General features: G+C 45.1%; 15 protein-coding genes. 8 read left to right on the forward strand and 7 right to left on the reverse strand.

Features of this window, described 5'->3' with window-relative positions; all coding sequences use genetic code 11:
* Positions 1 to 409 precede the first annotated feature (409 nt).
* The 4 genes from menE to menD are packed head-to-tail and all read right to left on the reverse strand — an operon-like array spanning position 410 to position 5,485.
* Positions 410 to 1,933, reverse strand: coding sequence for an o-succinylbenzoate--CoA ligase (gene menE, locus FN961_RS21100; protein WP_144042148.1), 1,524 nt, complete (start codon positions 1,931 to 1,933; stop codon positions 410 to 412).
* Between the two features lie 8 nt (positions 1,934 to 1,941).
* On the reverse strand, positions 1,942 to 2,997 hold the full coding sequence (gene menC / locus FN961_RS21105) for an o-succinylbenzoate synthase (RefSeq protein ID WP_144042149.1): 1,056 nt from the start codon (positions 2,995 to 2,997) through the stop codon (positions 1,942 to 1,944).
* Positions 2,994 to 3,776 carry a 2-succinyl-6-hydroxy-2,4-cyclohexadiene-1-carboxylate synthase gene (gene menH, locus FN961_RS21110; protein ID WP_144042150.1) on the reverse strand — a complete coding sequence of 261 codons (783 nt, stop codon included), beginning with the start codon at positions 3,774 to 3,776 and terminating at the stop codon, positions 2,994 to 2,996. Before menH ends, menC begins: the two co-directional genes overlap by 4 nt.
* Positions 3,776 to 5,485, reverse strand: a complete 1,710-nt coding sequence (gene menD, locus FN961_RS21115; RefSeq protein ID WP_144042151.1) for a 2-succinyl-5-enolpyruvyl-6-hydroxy-3-cyclohexene-1-carboxylic-acid synthase — start codon at positions 5,483 to 5,485, stop codon at positions 3,776 to 3,778. Before menD ends, menH begins: the two co-directional genes overlap by 1 nt.
* 843 nt (positions 5,486 to 6,328) lie before the next feature.
* Here menD and FN961_RS21120 point away from each other — a divergent pair.
* From FN961_RS21120 to FN961_RS21145, 6 genes are read left to right on the forward strand one after another with little or no spacing between them, the layout of a single operon-like run.
* The gene (locus FN961_RS21120; RefSeq protein ID WP_144042152.1) at positions 6,329 to 7,279 is read left to right on the forward strand and encodes a DmsE family decaheme c-type cytochrome; all 951 of its coding nucleotides are present in this window, start codon (positions 6,329 to 6,331) and stop codon (positions 7,277 to 7,279) included.
* A 14-nt stretch (positions 7,280 to 7,293) separates the two neighbouring features.
* Positions 7,294 to 9,300 (forward strand): MtrB/PioB family decaheme-associated outer membrane protein, encoded by a 2,007-nt coding sequence (locus tag FN961_RS21125; protein WP_144042153.1) that lies wholly within the window; start codon positions 7,294 to 7,296, stop codon positions 9,298 to 9,300.
* Between the two features lie 33 nt (positions 9,301 to 9,333).
* Positions 9,334 to 11,850: a DMSO/selenate family reductase complex A subunit gene (locus FN961_RS21130; RefSeq protein WP_144042154.1), complete on the forward strand. Its 2,517-nt coding sequence runs from the start codon at positions 9,334 to 9,336 to the stop codon at positions 11,848 to 11,850.
* Between the two features lie 12 nt (positions 11,851 to 11,862).
* Complete coding sequence (locus FN961_RS21135; protein ID WP_144042155.1) at positions 11,863 to 12,540, forward strand: DMSO/selenate family reductase complex B subunit; 678 nt, start codon at positions 11,863 to 11,865, stop codon at positions 12,538 to 12,540.
* Positions 12,541 to 12,594: 54 nt separating this feature from the next.
* Positions 12,595 to 13,254, forward strand: a complete 660-nt coding sequence (locus FN961_RS21140) for a TorD/DmsD family molecular chaperone (protein WP_144042156.1) — start codon at positions 12,595 to 12,597, stop codon at positions 13,252 to 13,254.
* Between the two features lie 12 nt (positions 13,255 to 13,266).
* On the forward strand, positions 13,267 to 13,749 hold the full coding sequence (locus tag FN961_RS21145) for a hypothetical protein (protein ID WP_144042157.1): 483 nt from the start codon (positions 13,267 to 13,269) through the stop codon (positions 13,747 to 13,749).
* A 14-nt stretch (positions 13,750 to 13,763) separates the two neighbouring features.
* Here the strand turns inward: FN961_RS21145 and FN961_RS21150 are convergent, their stop codons facing one another.
* Positions 13,764 to 14,192: an Lrp/AsnC family transcriptional regulator gene (locus FN961_RS21150; RefSeq protein ID WP_144042158.1), complete on the reverse strand. Its 429-nt coding sequence runs from the start codon at positions 14,190 to 14,192 to the stop codon at positions 13,764 to 13,766.
* 246 nt (positions 14,193 to 14,438) lie between these two features.
* On the opposite strand from FN961_RS21150, the gene yjeH reads away from it, so the two are divergent.
* The gene (gene yjeH / locus FN961_RS21155; protein ID WP_144042159.1) at positions 14,439 to 15,701 is read left to right on the forward strand and encodes an L-methionine/branched-chain amino acid transporter; all 1,263 of its coding nucleotides are present in this window, start codon (positions 14,439 to 14,441) and stop codon (positions 15,699 to 15,701) included.
* Positions 15,702 to 15,768: 67 nt separating this feature from the next.
* Here yjeH and FN961_RS21160 read toward each other — a convergent pair whose 3' ends face one another.
* Positions 15,769 to 16,380, reverse strand: a complete 612-nt coding sequence (locus tag FN961_RS21160; protein ID WP_144042160.1) for an energy transducer TonB — start codon at positions 16,378 to 16,380, stop codon at positions 15,769 to 15,771.
* Positions 16,381 to 16,674: 294 nt separating this feature from the next.
* Between FN961_RS21160 and FN961_RS21165 the strand changes: the two genes are divergently transcribed.
* Entirely contained in the window at positions 16,675 to 17,499 is an 825-nt protein-coding gene (locus FN961_RS21165) for an HDOD domain-containing protein (RefSeq protein ID WP_144042194.1), read from the forward strand.
* A 76-nt stretch (positions 17,500 to 17,575) separates the two neighbouring features.
* On the opposite strand, the gene FN961_RS21170 is transcribed toward FN961_RS21165, so the two are convergent.
* Positions 17,576 to 18,025 (reverse strand): tellurite resistance TerB family protein, encoded by a 450-nt coding sequence (locus FN961_RS21170; RefSeq protein WP_144042161.1) that lies wholly within the window; start codon positions 18,023 to 18,025, stop codon positions 17,576 to 17,578.
* Between the last annotated feature and the right edge of the window lie 58 nt (positions 18,026 to 18,083).

Consider the following 18,083-nt stretch of genomic DNA (forward strand, 5'->3'; position numbering starts at 1 on the left):
AGGCAAGGCAACGAGTGAAGAGCATAGTTATTCTACGGTTAAGCTCGTTAACACAGGATCAGAACCGCTAAAACTCGCCTGTAAGGAGTGTTTTTGGCTGCCTATTTCTGCGTTGAATGAACTCACAAGGGAATAATACCAATCAGTATAAAGATTTGATCGCTCAGCGAGAGTTTAGCGGTCCTGAGTCAAGGCAACGAGTGAAGAGCATAGTATTCTACGGTTAAGCTCGTTAACACAGCATCAGAACCGCTAAAACTCGCCTGTAAGGAGTGTTTTTGGCTGCCTACTTCTGCGTTGAATGAACTCATAAGGGAACAACCATTATGTCATCCATTCGCCTTGAATTAGTTTGCCAAAAAACACTCTGAGTAGATCAACTTCTTATACTGATTGGTATTATTCGTAGTTAATCCCCTTTCAATGCTGCTTCAATCACCTGTTTTCTAGACACTTTCAAGCTCACTGATTCGATCTCTGGCCATGGGTAGTAAACTCGTGGGCGTTTAAAGCGGGCAATGTGATCATTTAAAAACTGTTCCAGTATTTTACTCTCTGGTCCTCTTGAAATAAAGCCTTGCTCGGGGTCTGAAAATTTGATGATTGCAGCGGGTAGGTTGCCAAATTCATTGTTGGCTTGCGGAAACACGATGGCATCTTCTATGTTTGGGTATTGCTTTAGCGCTGCTTCAATCTCTTCAGGCTGCACGTTCTCACCACCACAAATAAACATGTTATCGCTCCGACCTAAGATATGCAGGTTTCCCTGTTTGTCCCAGTAGCCTCTGTCTTTAGTGGCAAACCAGCCTTCATCATCCAAAGGTAGATCATACTGAGGCTGGTTTTCGTGCCAATTGAGATAGCCTAAGAATAGAGTTTCGCCTTTCACATAAATCAGTTCATCGAGTATTTTGACCTCTCTGCCTGAGATCGTTTGTCCACTGTTTCCATCGCCGCTTGCTGACCCAGTGGTGATCTGGGATGACATTTCAGTCATGCCATAACTGGTAAAGCTGCTGATCGACAGGGTGTTAAGCTTATCAATCAGATCAAGAGGGATAGCGCCGCCGCCAAGGAGCAAAGATTTGATTCCGTTTAGGCAAGATGTAGTCTTTTCATCGGGTTCACTATCAAGCAGACGCACTAATTGGGTCGGCACCAAAGACAGGTGAGTAATAGGATCTTGGCCAAGCTGAGCAGCTAGGCTCATCTCTTTATCTTGCATCACAACAGTTGCCGCTGCTAACGCGCAGCGGTTAAGAATGGCTAATCCCCCAATATGAAATAGCGGCAGTGATAGTAGCCAGCCATCACCAGCATTAAGTGGAAAAAGGGCGCTGGAGCCTTTCGCGCTAGCGAGATGATTACCAAGACTGTGGACTGCTGCTTTTGGTTTACCGCTACTGCCTGAAGTTAAAATGATATTCGCGGGAATCGTAGTTGTGTTTTTTGCTGCTGAATTCAGGCTGGTTGCAGTGAAGTCTAATTCGAGTTTGGTTGTGGATAGCTCTGAACTCAAAAACAATCGTTCAGGTGCTTGGGTTAGCTGAGTTTGATGGCGTGAAAATAACGGGCTGTACTCATTACCTGCCCAGATATAGTTGAGCCGATGCTGCTTAATTAGCTCTGCAATTTGCTCTATGGGGAATCGAGGTGAGAGTGGACAAAAAAGTATTCCGGTGTCGATACAAGCCCAATAGAGGATGATCAACTCGACTGAATTATTATCGACACACGCTAATCGATCGCCAACAGATAACCCCTTTTCGCTAAGCTGTTCAGCGAGTGCGATGACTTTTTGACTGAGGCTTTTATAACTTAGCTCCTGTCTGGTTCCATCTTGGTGCCATATCAGCGCCGGATGTTCAGGAGAATGCACCGCAGCTTGATGCAGTGGAGAGAGAGCGTGTAACTCAGAGCTGTCTGTGGCCAAGTGGTTACCTATCGATACTGGTTTATCAGAGTGAGTGTATCTAAGCCTAGCAGACGAGACTTGCCTGAAGTGATTAATATGTCGGCACTAAAAGCACTGAGGGTATCAAGCCCTGGGATCTCACCTGGAGTCATCACTTGGTTTAGCTTGGCTAATGCATTTATACCAAGGCTGGACTCTAAGCTTGAGCTGAGGATAAACCTGACTCCAGCATGCTCAGCGTCAGATTGTAATTGTTGTAGCTTCTCCAAGCTGCCAATGAGCATAGGTTTAACGACTAAGGCAGTAAGCCCATCTTGCATCTCGAATTGATAGTTAGGATCATTTAAGGATTCATCTAACGCCCAAGGCATCTTGATGGCGTGATAAAAGGCCTGATTATCTTGTGGATTGATGCAGGGTTCCTCAATGTATTCTATGGCACTCATCGGCAAACAAGCGGCAAACTCGATGGCTTGCTCGAGGGTAAAGCCTCTGTTGGCATCTAATCTCAGTTTGAGATCTGGGCGTATGGCTAAGATCTCATGAATAAGCTTTATTTCTTCCTCAAGTGAGGTTTGCGCCACTTTCACTTTAATCGAATGAATGGTTATTGCTAATGACCGCACTCGCGCGTGAAGTACGCTTACTAGTTCATCTTGAGCACGATAGATAAGCGGCACAGACCTCATCGTTTGCAAAGAGATTTGATGACCGATTAATTGCCCTTTGAATTGTGCGTGGAGTAAACTTAAGCCAAACGCGAGGGAGGGCAGTTGCGTCTTGTCACAGAGATCGAGCAAGCTATCTATTGACTGGCCAATAAGTTGCGCTGCACTCAACTTTATCTCGTTAATCACCTGCTCGATACTCTCAAGACTAAAACCAGTAATAGGATTGCCGTCGATATCAAGACCTGAAAGAGGAGATATTTCTACTTGTTCGATATGCGATGTCATAGCCTCATCTAAAACTTCAACATTAAGGATTAGGCCTTTGCGGACATCAATGCGTTGCTTACCTACTGGCAGGTGTTTATCTAATGGCTGTAGGTATTGATAGAGTTCGATGGCATTGATCTTCAAAGTTTATCCTCGATAAGTAGTTGGATTAGTTTACGGCTGTAATCGATAGGTGCAGCCAGATGAACGTTGTGGCCCGCGTGCTCCACCGCGTGCACATTAATGGGCGCAACTTGCTGCCAACGTGTGGCTAAGGCTAGAAACTTGCTGTCATGACGGCCGACAATATAGTGGCAAGTGATCTTGATAAGGTTAGGCAGATCCCAAAGGTTAGTTTGCTGAGCCAATGAACTCGCCAGATAAATACTCAACAGGCCTGCTTTGCTGTTATGGCTTCGTTTGTTGATTAATTGCTGACGATCCTCAAAAGATAGTTCGGCAAATACGCCTTGTTGATACCACAGTGAGAGAAATTCATCGATAGGTAAGCTAGTCAGTTTATGGCTCCAATCGAGATCACTTTTTCCCCTCAACAGTTTCTCTTCAGCACTGTCTAAGCCGGGATGACATGACTCGACGCATAAACTCAGAAGCTTATCCGCATGATCGCGAGCCAAGTGCAACGCGATACGTCCACCAAGTGAATAGCCTAGCAGGTGATATTTTTCTATGGCAAGGGCATCTATAGCGGTTTGAATATGCCCGGCTATCTGATCAAAACCTGGCGTCGCCAGAGTCAAGGTTGGACTTTGGCCGTGACCAGGCAGATCGACACACACACAGTAAAAATGCTCAGTTAAGTGCACGACTATACTTTGCCAGTCTGCTTGGTTACCCAGAAAGCCATGCAGCATGACCAATGCGGGTTTCGCCTTATCTCCGTAACATGACAGCGCCAGCATTAGCTTTGCTTTATCCAGCTGGCGATGCGGGCTATTTGATCGCTGGCTTGGGTTTGCCCAACGATGACTTCGATAACGGAAGCGCCATGGTATTCAATGGCATCTTGATAGGCATCGTTGAAGCCTTCTAAATCCTCTACCCGATTGTATGGGATGCCAAACATGGCGGCGCCGTAACCGAACTCAAGTCCATGGGCGAGGCGATAGTAATCGTTTCTGAGTTTCTCATCGGGCACAGGCAACAGATTAAAGATGTTGCCGCCATCATTGTTCAAAATGACGATCACCAATGGGCTACTGCTGGTTCTGGCGATCGCCAGAGAGTTGAGATCGTGCAGTTGAGAGATATCACCGATAAGCAAGGTTGTCGGTACCGCTTGATGTTTCGCTATGCCGCATGCGGTAGCAAGCAGTCCATCGATGCCGGATGCGCCACGGTTGGTAAAAATCGAACCATGCTCTGTGGTGAGGGGGGCAAACATGTCGTATAGGCGAACGGGTAAACTGTTGCCAATAAACAACTGTTGCTGCTTGTTCTGCGACTTTGCGATGGCGCGTACCACCATAGCTTCACCAAACTCGGCATTATCTATCTGCTGTTCAAATAGTTTTTCGAGCTCGTCATTGAGCAAGGTAAGTTGTAGTGCCCAGTTTGCATCAGATGAGCGCGGCCATGAGAGTGAAGTGATGGCTTCGACATCGGCATGCCATATCTGCTTGGCGCTGTGGCTGGGATCTAACCTCATCTGCTCAGGTAATACCTGCCAATAGCTCTTCCATTTGTTGTCAGCAAGATAATCTATCAGACGTTTTGAGAGTATACGTCCACCTATCACAAGCACACGATCGGCGTGCATCAATAGGGCTTTAGCCTTGGGTTGGTGTAAAAGTTGGTCGATATTACCAATCACACCGGTGTGCTGTCTGAGCTGGGATTGTGCATCGGTGAGTAGCGGCCAACCCAGCTTTTGCGACAGTGCGATTAATGCTTCAGGATCTTGCTGCGGTGAGAGAGTCCCTGCGATGATCACCCCTTTTCCGTGCACAAAGCGCATCATGGCGTCTTGGCTTGGCAGGCTGCTAAGGTTTGATTTTCCGTACTGATTATAGGGAAAGTTTGTGTGCTGCCAATTGCCTAAGGTACTCAAATATTGAGTAAAGTCAGCACTCATGGTGGATGGGTATAAGGGTTCTCTGTACATGCAGTTAATGTGTACAGGTTGACTTTGATTACTGACAGCTTCATCCAGCAAACTTAACAGCGCCTCAGGGCGTATGGACAAATCCGGTGTCGGCAGGTTTAGTTGCTTGGCATATTGAGCAAAAATAGCTGGCTGAATAATGGCTTGATTTGCGCCGCAATCAATAAGCTCTGGAGGACGGTCGCCGGACAATACAATCAGAGGAACGCGGGTCAACCAAGCTTCAATCACTGCTGGATAGAGGTTGGCAACCGCGGTGCCGGAAGTCGTAATAATGGCCACTGGTGCTTGGCTGGCTTTGGCTAAGCCAAGTGCCATAAACCCGAGTCCACGCTCATCAAAGTGCAAATGTTGCTTTAATTTAGTTTGCTTCGCGGCGGCTAAGGTCAGTGGTGTCGAGCGAGAGCCCGGCGCCATGCATACATGTTGGACACCTAAGCGAGAGAGTTCTTCTAAAATAAGCGTGCCCCATAATAGGTTCAGCTCAGCAGTCTTGTTGATTTGCATGGATAGGTACCCTAGATTCAATCTCTATATTGTACCCCTATTGAGTTTAAAGGAAAATTGTTTAACCCTGATAGCTACTCGTGCCGTGACAAAGCCTAACGGGTGTCATTTTTAGAGTTAGATTTAACTTTAAGAATCTTGGCTTAACCTTACTGACAGGCATTAATCACAGTCTTATTTCATCGAAGTGTCAGCTTCATTTGATCTGAACTGTTGATAAGCTGTTTCCCCTTGATGATTAAATTAACAACTCACACAAAGTAAAGAGATAAACGGAATACACTGATTATATATTTATAGGTATTGATATAAATTGCAGTCATTAAATTAGTAGTCACTTAAATAATGCGAATATTTGAAAATTTAGATGTACGTCAACAAGCGTAAAATAAATAGCTGATCATTATCTAATTAATTACTGAAAGTGATGAGTTAACTGTGTAACTCAGTGTTTATTCGTTTGTGACTGATTTAGAAATTATTTTTTATTAATTTGATCTCCATCATTGGCATCCACTTAAGTAGCGATTGTTAATTTAACATATTGATGCGTATGCATTAACATTCATTCAGCGTCAACCTATCTTCTTTTTATTTATAACCATTTATTTCATGTGGTTATATGCGTGAGCGTCAAAATCTAAATAATACTCATTCTTAATCTGCTTATGTGTTACCTCACACTTTTTGTATATTCATTGAGCCTATCTCAAATTTGTTTTTACTTAGTTTAACAATCAAGAATATGAACCTGATTACATTAAAATATTGGCATCTTAACTGGTTAACTGCTTATTCGAATTGGTGAGTTAACTGTTGTGTTAATTATGTAAGGCTCGATTAATGATTTGTCGTATTTTTAATAAGGTATTAATAGGGATTGCCGCACTTGCGTGTATATCTCTAAGTGTGAACGCCACGCCTTGGGATAAGCTCACCGGTGATCAGCTTGAACAGCAACTCACCGAAAAATTCACTCAGGGGCAATATTCTCCTAAAGGAGCGGATTCATGCCTTATGTGTCATCGCAAAAATGAAGCGGTAATGGCTATTTTTGATGGCGCGCACGGTGCGATGAATAACAAGCAATCGCCAATGGCTGGTCTGCAGTGTGAAGCGTGTCATGGGCCTCTCGGTAAGCACAACAAGGGTGGCAAAGAGCCGATGATTGCCTTTGGTGATGACAGCAAGCTTTCTGCATCGGCGCAAAACAGTGTCTGCCAAGGTTGTCATAACGATCCTAAGCAGATGGCATGGCATACCAGTACCCATAACCTCGAAGAGATAGCCTGCGCTGATTGTCATAACGTGCACAGCGCCAAAGATCCTGCTCTGGATCAGTTGATGGTTAACGACACCTGCACCTCTTGTCATCTCAAAGAAAAAGCCGACATGAATAAGCGTTCATCGCATCCTTTAAAGTGGGATCAAATGACCTGTGTCGATTGCCATTCGCCACATGGTTCTATGAATGAAAGCGCCCTCAATAAGCCGACGATTAATGATACTTGCTACAGCTGTCACGCCGAAAAGCGTGGCCCACTACTGTGGGAGCATGCGCCAGTAACTGAAAACTGTGTGACCTGTCATAACCCCCACGGCAGTGTGAATGAAGACATGCTAAACAGCCGTGCACCTCAACTTTGTCAGCAGTGTCATGCTCCAGATGGCCACGCAAGTCGAGTCGTACAAGAGCCGGGAGTCGATGCGTTTGGTGGGGGTAAGAGTTGCCTCAATTGCCATAACAAGATCCACGGTTCTAACCACCCTTCTGGCAGCCTGTTTCAGAGATAATTGGAGCGTAAATTATGACGTTTAAATTGAATATCATCACCGTATCTCTGTTAGCCATGTCTGGCTCGGTTGTTGCGGCTAATTTTGGTGTGGGCAATGCCAATACTGAATCCGTCAATATGGACAAATATCAGTGCAAACGCTGCGTATCGGCTACGGGGTACACAGGCAGTGTCACGTTACTTACTGGCTATAACAGTCCTGAAGATGCTCATGCTGGTAATGCATTATCTTCCGATGAAGAGGGTGTAATTGCCGCCATCAGTGGTGATGTGCGTTATCTCAATGACACGGGTTATAAAGCGAGTATGCAGGCCCACCAACTGGGAATGGATAACGGATTTGCCAACATCAAGGTGGGTAAATCTGGCTTGTATGAACTGGAATTGGATTATCAGGCGATCAAAACCTTCGAAGCGGGTGATGTACGCAGCCAGCTGTGGCAAAACGACGGCATGTTAACCCCAAGCGTGTATCCAAATCAGTTTGATTTAGCCCTGCAACGTGAAAACTCAGCCATCGGTTTTAGCTTTGGTGAAGGGGTTTATAACACCTTTGTTCGTTTTAGCCAGGAGGAGAAAACCGGTCACCAGTCAGCGAGTTTTGTTGCGCCAAGTCCAACCAATTTTGGCTTACCTGTGGACTCGACCACTAAGCAACTTGATGCTGGCGCTTCATTAGCAGGTGATAATTGGCTCACTGAACTGAACTATTTTGGCAGCTACTACAGCAATAATATTGATGACCTTAGCCTGCCTTACATGAATGATGTTTATTCGGCAGCCCCAGATAATCAAGCACATCAACTTTCTATATCAGGTCAGTATCAGCTTGATCGCACTGTCATGTCAGGCCGTTTGGTCACGGGACGGATGATTCAAGATGATTCACTGATCCAAGTGAGTGGTAACCCACTGCAGAGCTGGGATGGTCAGATCGATACGTTCGATGGCCGTTTTGCCGTGACGTCGATGTTGAATAACCGTTTGCGTGTCGGTGCCAGTGTCGATCATTCAAAGCGAGATAATAAAAGCTCAAGTTGGGAGTTCACCCAGTACAGCTACAACAGTTTAAGTGGCGCCTTTAAGCAAAATGTCCCTCAGGATATTGAGCGTAGCACCTATAAGCTAAATGCCAGTTATCGACTCGCAAGCGGCTACCGGGTTCAAGCAGGCTTTGACAGAAAAGAGATCGATCGCAGCTACAGTGAGCGCGAGCAAACCGATGAGAATAATTTGTGGGCGAAGCTAAATATCAGCGCCTTGGATAACGTTAATATCAATGTTAAAGCGAGTCACGGCGTGCGTGGTGGCAGTGAGTATGAAGTCAATGAACTGACGTCATCTGAAGACAATGCCTTGATGCGTAAGTACTACCTTGCGGATCGTACCCGTAACGCGGTTGAGCTTAAGCTTAATCACTCGCTGCTGTCGTGGGTGAGTATTGATCTGACAGGGCGTTATGCCATCGATGATTATAACGCTACGACTATCGGGTTAACTGAGTCGCAAGACTATGGTTACGACCTCAATATCAGTGTGCAGCTGAGCAAAGATATATCGGCTTATGGTTTTGCTGGTCAGCAATGGATCGACTCTACACAAGCAGGCAGCCAAAGCTTTAGTTCTCCAGATTGGCAAGCGAATATTCAAGATGAGTTTATCAACTTAGGCACGGGTATTAGCTACAGCGGCTTGATGGAAGACAAGCTGACATTAGGCGGCGACTACCTGTTCAGTAACTCTATTAGTGATACCTACCTCGACGGTAGTGCGGTGACAAACAGCGCACTGCAATACGGTGATTACTTCGCCTATAACCATAGCGTGAATATGTATGCCAATTATGCCTTGAGTCCAAAGATGGCCTTGAAGCTGAGTTACCAATACGAACGTTATTACGATACAGATGGCGCCCAAATGGGCATCAATACTGTGCCAGGGCTAACCACTTTGGGTGAGCTTAATCATGACTATAACGCGCACCAAGTGATGTTGTCGTTTAGCTATTTGTTGCGCTAAGGCGCAGTGCGGAAATCGCAAGAGGATATATTGATGGAACGTAGAAGTTTCTTAAAAATGAGTGCAGCGTTGAGCTGTGCAGCAAGTGTCACAGGTTGTAAAACCAGTTCAGATGATGCCAATGTCGTGCCGCCCACGCCACCAGTAGGTGAAGAGCAAATTACTTGGTCATCTTGTTTGGTTAACTGTGGTTCTAACTGCCCAGTTAAAGTGTTCAGTCGTGATGGTGTTATCACTCGTGTTGAAACGGATCATGATGTGGTTGATGGCGATGATATCTATCAAGTGCGCGCCTGTGCTCGTGGTCGTTCATTGCGTCAGCGTACTTATGCTGTTGATCGTTTAAAAACACCGATGAAGCGTGTTGGTAAACGAGGTGAAGGTAAGTTTGTGCCAATTAGCTGGGATGAAGCGGCTAAAACCATTGGTACCAAGTTAACCTCTGTAATTGCTGAGCACGGCAACAAAGCCATTTTCCGCAGCTATGGTTCTGGTGCTTACTATGGCTTTGCTTCTAATGCCTGTTTTAACCGTCTATTTAACTTAAACGGTGGCTGCCTTAACGCCTATGGTAACTACTCATGGGCGCAGCAGATGGAAGCGGCTAAGCATACTTTCGGTACCGGCAGTACTACTGGCTCATCAACGGTAACTTTGGCCAACAGTGACTTCTTGTTAGGTGTGGCTTATAACCCAAGTGAGATCCGTCAGTCTGGTTCAGGCGAAGGTTATGACTACTTAAAAGCGCTGCAAAAGAGCAATGGCTTGAAAGTTGTGATGATTGATCCTCGCTATACCGACTCTATGTTAGGTAAAGAATCTAAGTGGCTACCGATCCGTCCAGGTACTGATGCGGCATTTGCTGAGGCAATTGCTTATCAAATGATTAGCTCTGGTTGGGTTGATGCTAACTCACTCGATTTTATCAACAAGTACGCGGTAGGTTTTGACGCGGCCTCTATTGCTGCACAAAAAGAAATTTTTGAAACAAGTGGTGATGCCACTAAGCAAGAATATGCCAAGGTGATGAAGCCGGAAGAAAACTACCGTGACTACATTCTAAGTCAGGGGATTTATGCGGATCAGCCGCTGAAAAACCTTGAATGGGCTGAAAAGATCACGGGTATTCCAGCTGCGCAACTTGAGCAAATTGCTACAGACCTACAAAATGCTAAAGCGCCATATATCGTGGTTGGTGCAGGCGTAAACCGTCAAGCTAACGGTGAGCAAAGCATGCGTGCGCTGTACATGTTGTCAGTGTTGACTGGCAAGTTAGGCACTTTAGGCGCATCTAACGGTGAGTTGCCGTACATGAGCAGTATGTCTCGTGCCGGTATTCCAACAGGTAGCAACCCAGTCAAAGAGAGCATCTCATTCTTTACTTGGTCTGAAGCTATTCACAATGGCGAAACCATGACTGCACGTAGTCACGGGGTTCGTGGTACTGACGGTTTAGACACACCGCTTGGCACTAACATCAAGGTGATCATCTCTGCATCTGACAGTTCATTGTTGAACCAGCACGCTGAAATCAATAACACGGCAAAAATCCTAGAAGATGAAACGGGTGTTGAGTTGATTGTTAGCTGTGATTGCTGGATGACGCCGGGCGCTAAGTTTGCCGATATTATTCTGCCAGATACCAGCTGGTTAGAGTCAAATGACTTAGTTAACGACAGCTACGCATCTGGCGCACTGGGTTACATCACCGCAATGAAGTCAGCGATTGAGCCAATGTGGGACTGCAAGTCTATGTATGAAGCATCTGCATTGATTGCTAAGTACATGGGTTGTGAAGCTGAATTCACCGAAGGTAAGACTGAAGATCAGTGGCTTGAAGAGCTTTACCAAAAAACCAAAGACAGCAGCACTAACCTAGGGGTTTTCCCTGCATTCCCTGCGACTTATAAAGAAGCGCAAGAGATTGGTTTCTTCCGTAAGAACATGAACGACAAACATGTCGCACTTGAAAGCTATATCAAGGGTGGCAAAGCCTTATCAACACCAAGTGGCAAGATTGAGATCTACTCAGCAGAGCTTGCATGGCGTGCGGCGAACTGGGATCAAGAGTCAACCACTGGAGTTAAAGGCGACACGATTACTGCTATCCCGCAGTACACGGTCACTTGGGATGGTTATGAAGATACCGATACCAGCACTGATTACCCGTTCCAGTTAGCGGGTTATCACACTAAGGGTCGTACTCACTCAAGCTACCACAACGTACCTTGGCTTCGTGAAGCGGTAGAAGATGCCGTTTGGGTAAACCCAATGGATGCTTCTGAGCAGGGCTTAAGCGCTGGCGATGAAATTGAGATGTACAACGAGCGAGGTTCGATTGCCGTTAAGGTGCGCATCACGCCACGTGTCGCGCCGGGCGTATTAGCACTAGGACAAGGCGCTTGGTTCAAACCTGGTAACACAGTGGGTAGCACGGGTCACATCATAGATGAAGGCGGCGCGATTAACTCGCTAACACGTTATCAGCCAAGCCCTGTTGCCAAAGGCAATCCTCAGCACACTAACCGTGTTGCCATTAAAAAGATTTAAGAGACGTAAATTATGACTCAAGCAACTCAATATGGTTTTTATGTAGACAGCACTAAGTGCAGTGGCTGTAAAGCGTGTCACGTGTCGTGCAAAGACCGTCAAAGTAATGAAATTCGTAACAACAGCAATCCTGAAGGTAACACTTTACCTTCACTTGAAGGCGTCACTTGGCGCCGAGTGTATGAGTATGGCGGTGGTGAGTGGACTAAAGGCAATAATGGCTGTTTTGAGCAAAATGTGTTTGCTTATTACATGTCGATTGGCTGTAACCACTGTTCTGAGCCTGTGTGTGTTAAAGCATGCCCAACAGGTGCAATGCACAAACGTCGTGAAGATGGCTTAGTTCATGTTGCGCAAGATTTGTGTATCGGCTGTGAAAGCTGCGCCCGTGCTTGTCCATATGATGCGCCGCAAATTGATCGCGAACGTAAGGTGATGACCAAGTGTGATGGTTGTTTTGAGCGTATCGCAGAAGGTCGTAAGCCAGTGTGTGTTGAGTCTTGCCCACTGCGCGCTTTGGACTTCGATACCATGGAAAACCTACGTGCTAAATATGGTGAAGGCGACGGGCATATTGCGCCATTGCCATCACCTTCAATCACCTCTCCTAACCTGATCATCAAGGCCAATGTGAATGGTCGTCCGGCGGGTAGTGGTGATGGACAGATCCTAAACTTCTCAGAAGTTTAATCTCCTTCCGGTTTGTACAAAAGGCGCCTAAGGGCGCCTTTAATCGAGGTTTTTATGTCATCAGATAACAGATTTGATTTTGAAGCGGGTCAAGGGCTAGCGCGGATACTGCATAATGTCCTACTTAACTACCCGACTGCAGAAATGGTAGAGAGTTTTAACGTGCACGGCGTGGCTGAAACCTGGCCTGAATTCTCTCATTCATCGGATAATAAAGCGGGTAGAGCTGCGTTGATGGCTTATCTGTCGCAATGGTCAGTTGATCAACTTGATGAGCTGAAGCTTGATTATGGCCAGCTATTTTTTGGCCCTGGTGAGCCTAATGCAATGCCATGGGGCTCAGTGTATTTGGGTGAACAACAGCTGCTAAATGACAAGTCGACCATTGATCTAATGGGGTTTTATCAGCAGCATGAGATCAGTTTTTCTCTTGAATACAAGCAACCGCTGGATCATATTGCGCTATTTTTTGCCGTAATCGATCAACTGTTAGGTTTGCTGGTGGTCAATCCGAATGATGAGTCAGTGCGTCGTACCTTGAGTGTACTTTTACAGCAGCATATGTTGCCGTGGTCACATCGATGCTTTGAGTTAGCGATCGAACATGCACAAACCGATTTTTATCGTGGTATTGCGTATTTGGCACTGGATTTTCAAAAGGTGTTAGCAGAAGAGTTTAATCTTGTGCCTATGCCAGCTCGCTTACATCGATAAGGTTGCATTGAGATGAGTGTGATTCAAGCCATAAGTCAGCAAAATGCAAAGGCAGAATTTGCCTATCGATTACAGTGTTTTTTGAATCAAAATCCTCAAGTATGTGAACTGTTTAGTGGCGCGACATCTCTCACCACTGTGGTTAACCTTATCGCTGGGATGAGTTTTCGTGAGGGGGATGAAAGGGTTGAGTTTAGCGCTTTAGATAACGAGTTGGTTTTCTCGGTGCTTTTTGACAGCTTTTATCTGCTGTTTATTAAGGAGCTTTCCCACGGTGATTTGAGTCAAGCTGAGCAGCTTATTTTACGCCTGAGTCGTCACTATGCCGACTTAGTGAATAAGGAGTTTGAACAAGCTGATAATACTGATTCTACCGTGGTTCTGTCGGCAAAAACGGCACAAGCTAATAAGATAAAATGTGTGCTTGATGCATGGCTTCAACTCGATAATCTGTATCGTCAGAGAAGAGAGGGAACTCGAAATATGGGGGGCTAGTCCTTTTCTCTGAGTTACCCTTGATTACCTATCCATTCGCTCATCACCACGTGGGTTTTCAATTTTATAATATCGGTCTGAGCATCGATAAACTCCCGAATCTCGTGCAGTCTTCTCATTGAACTTGCTTGAACATAGACGAGCAAATCCATATCGCCAGTTATCCCTCGACAGGTGATGACCTCTGGTATTGCTAGGAACACATGCACCACATCTTCACACCTTGGGCATTGATGTTGGATCTCAAAATAGGCTGAGACTCCCTCTTTTTGTGACTGACTTAGTAGCACTTGATAACCACGAATAATACCTTGATGTTCCAGCTTCTTTATCCGTTCGGATACCGCTGAGCGTGACAAGTTAACGGCCTCGGCTATGTGCGAAACACTTTGGCGAGCATTGTGCCTAAGCTCTGCGATTATGGCGCTATCAAATTTATCCAAGTTACTTTTCCTATTGTTATCACTGATAGCCCTGAAACCGACATAATGTCGGAATTTTTCTATAGACCAACATTATGTCGGTTTAGGAGTGTTTATGAGGGCTAACGATGACAGTTTGTATTTTGGTTAACATTTATACTTAGCCTATCAATATCAATGTATGACTACAAATTAATAGAACTCAAGATGTGTGAACCGTTTAGTTGATAAACGTCATTATGTTGGTTTTAGGTATGGGAATATCAAATGAACTCAGGTGTGAAAGGAACGATCGGTCGATGGCAAGGCGCTGGATTAATGGCGACCACCTTATTGGGAACTGGGGTATTTATCTTGCCTCAGATGACGATAGAAGCAGCTGGAAGTGGGGCACTGATCGCGTGGTTGGTACTGACGCTGGCCATTATTCCTGTGACCTTGGTATTTGGACGTTTAGCTAGTGTGTTTCCCCATGCCGCCGGTCCTGCTTACTTCGTCGAGAAAGCGTTCGGGCGAACTTCGGGTCGAACGATTGGCTTGCTCTTTCTACTGGTGGTGCCATTGGGCGCACCCGCTGCAATTATGATGACCTTTAAATTTGTAAATGCGCTCGTGGCATTGTCTGGCTGGGCAGAAGTGATGACTGAGGTGTTGCTGTTGGGTATCTTGTTCGTGTTGAATTTTAGAGGCGTTCAGGTATCGGCTAAACTGCAATTTGCTCTCACCTTAGCCATTGTTTCTGTCATGGTGGTGTTGTTTGGTGCTGCAGGTATGAACCTGAGTGAAATGGAGTCTGTTGCCTCTGGCGTAAACACTGATGTCAGTCTTATCATGGTTGCTGCTAGCATCGCATTCTGGAGTTTTCTTGGCATTGAAGCAATGACGCATCTAGCCAATGATTTCCGTGACCCTGAGAAAGATATGATCCCAGCAATGATCATAGGAACAGTATTAGTGGGGCTGGTTTACCTTGCATGTACCTTTCTTTTACTCATGCTTCCAACGAATGCTAATGTCGCGATGGTTGGAGTGTTTGATGCCCTACTTGGAGGCTATGGTGCGCAAGTGATAGGCATACTAGGCATCGCGAGCGGTTTAGCTACGGTGAATGTTTATACCGCCAGTACGGCTCGCCTTGTTTGGAGTTTTAGCCGTGAGGGGATATTACCGCGGTATTTTGATCACCTAAATAGTCACAACGCGCCAGTTAGAGCCTCAAGTGTAGTACTGGCGATGATGGCAGTGGTGATTGTACTGACGTATGTCACAGGGCAAGAGTTGGAACACCTTATTGCGTGGACTAATGGGGTGTTTGTGATCATCTATTTTGTTTCTATGTTGGCGGCCATCAAATTACTGAGAAAGCGTTTTTTGCCTTTAATCTATCTGAGTTGCGTCTTATGTTTGATTTTAGGCTTTGCTCTGGGAGTGAGCATGGCTTACGCCTTGATCTTAATGGCCTGTTTATATCCACTACTGTGGTGGCAAAAGGTGATTTTGTCGCGTAGAGATGTCAGTCCTGCTGTGTGATTTTTGAAAAACGATGACTATTGAGCCCAGATTATTTGGGCTCAATAGTATTGAGTTATCAGTATTATTAGATCTGCTGTTCTAGGGTAAAGTCTAACTGGACCTGTTGGTTAGGTTGAACCACTGGTACTCCTTCCTCCATTTTAGGCTTATATTTCCAGTTCTTTATCGCTTGAATCGCCGACTTATTGAAGATCCGTTTTGGGTTGGCGTCTAACACTTTGACGTTACTGACAGTTCCCTTTTCTGTGATATCAAATTCTAAGATAACGTAGCCCTCTTTACCGCTCTGAGCTGCACTAATTGGATATCTAGGTGACACTTGAACGATAGGAAGCGCCTCTGAAGTGACTGCCCGTCTGTTATGTTTTGTTACCAAAGTGGGCATTCTAATGGGGTCGACTCTGTGAGAGCCTATTTCTCCACCTGAAGTGGGAATGACTCTTTGGGGGATTACCGGCTCGATTAAGTCCTCTTTTGGCTTTAATTCAACACGTTTTTTAATTGGTTTTGCGTCTTTGATTGTTGGTGCTATCTCAAACTCAGGAGTTTGAGCAGTCTCTATTGTTTGTGGATGTTCCGCATCGATTAATTTTGCCATAAAGGCAAATAGGGCAAGGGTAATAATTGATGCAAAAAGGGTTATTGATGCTTTTCTTAAAAGTGAAATCGTTATCATAAAAGTATCCTTACAGTAAGTGAAGTCACTTAAATATAGTTATCACCTTTTCATTAGCCTGACTAATAAAACAGCAATTAATTTTGTTGTGTGATCTTTTTTTAACGCATTCTAGATTAATTTTCGGCTAACTATTTTTGTGTTTGCTCATTCGTGGTTGAGGAGGGCTATTGCTATTTTTTAGCGATTATCAAGTTAAGTGGTTCATAAAAAATTCACCTATTTCAGGGAAATATCGCTGATCTTGTTCTATATTTTTATTTTGATACTTATTCATTAATAAGGAGATAGATGATGGGAACAGCGGCCTTATTGAGTCATATAGATAAACTTCCACGCTTACCTAAAGCAGTGAGTGAACTATTGGATGTAGTTAACAATGACAGTGCTTCTATTGCTGAAGTTTCTGAAAAAATTTCCCGTGATCCTCTGGTCAGTGCCAGAGTGCTACGTTTAGCCAATTCGGCACATTATGGCCGTAGCCGAGAAGTCGGCTCAATCGACGAGGCAGTGGTTAGACTTGGTCAACAATCCTTAAGAACGTTAGTGATAGCCTCGGCTGTGATAGGTACTATTCCGACGGTCGCAGGGATTGATATTGGTGAATTCTGGGGCAGTTGCTTTGAGGTGTCTCTGTATGGCCAAGAGTTCGCTAAGCGTTGTGGTGCTGAGCCTGAAACGGCATTCACCTGTGGCATATTACATGATATTGGTGATCTGCTTATTGCAACTATAGAGCCGGATAAGGCACTTAAAATTCAAGAGTCTATCGCTGGTGGCGCTGAAAAATTGGCCGTTGAGATGGGAGTTTTAGGTTATACCTCATCGGAAGTTGCATCCTTATTGGCGCAAAACTGGAACTTTTCATCTGAACTTGTTCAGGGAATTAAATATCAAAATAACCCTAAGGATGCGGATCCGTTCTCCTCTCAGGCTGCGATCCTGAAGTTGTCTCATATTGTGTTACTTGAGTGGGACTCTGTCGATGATAACGAAAAAACATGCTGGTTATCTCAGCAGGTGACTTCGGTAGGGTTAAAGATGGAAATGGGCGGTTTGAGCAACAAAATTCAAGCGCTTCGCGGAAAAGGTTTTGAAATTTCAGGCCAACTAACTTAACGGCTTTAGTTCACCGTGCTTGAGGTATAGAAGCTCAGCAGAATGAAATGAGTGCTGAGCGTCCAATCGTGATGACTTACTTGTTTTCCATTGCAACGTTGCGCATCTGGATTAGCTCACTGTGTTTGAGATAGAGCAGTTCGGCTGTGCGACGAATGATTTGGTCTTCATATCGACAAAGCTGGCCATCGGCATAGGCTAATTTCCACATCGCTAGAATGAGTTTTTGCTTCTGTTCGATGCTGCACTGCTGATTTATCTCGTTGGTGAACTCATACAAAGAGGTAGAGTTCCCCTGTATTTTTGTCGCTTCCTCTACCAGTCCTTCTGCTTCAGATTGACTTAAGTCGAGGGCTTCAGTCAACATCGAAGGCAGTAACTTTGCCTCTTCATCTGATAGTGTTTCATCGGCAAAAACCACTTCAAGCAATAGGCTTACGGCTGCTAAGTTTAGATGATGTGTCTGCTCTTCGGGTGTGGCAGCTTGGGCGTGGGAGGTTAAGAATTTCTTTAGTGCTGCTATCATAAATAGACCCGCCAATGAATGATTTAATAAATTAAGCTTATAAGCTTAGAGTAGAAGA

This window comes from Shewanella hanedai (assembly GCF_007197645.1).
GTDB classification, from domain to species: Bacteria; Pseudomonadota; Gammaproteobacteria; order Enterobacterales; family Shewanellaceae; genus Shewanella; species Shewanella hanedai.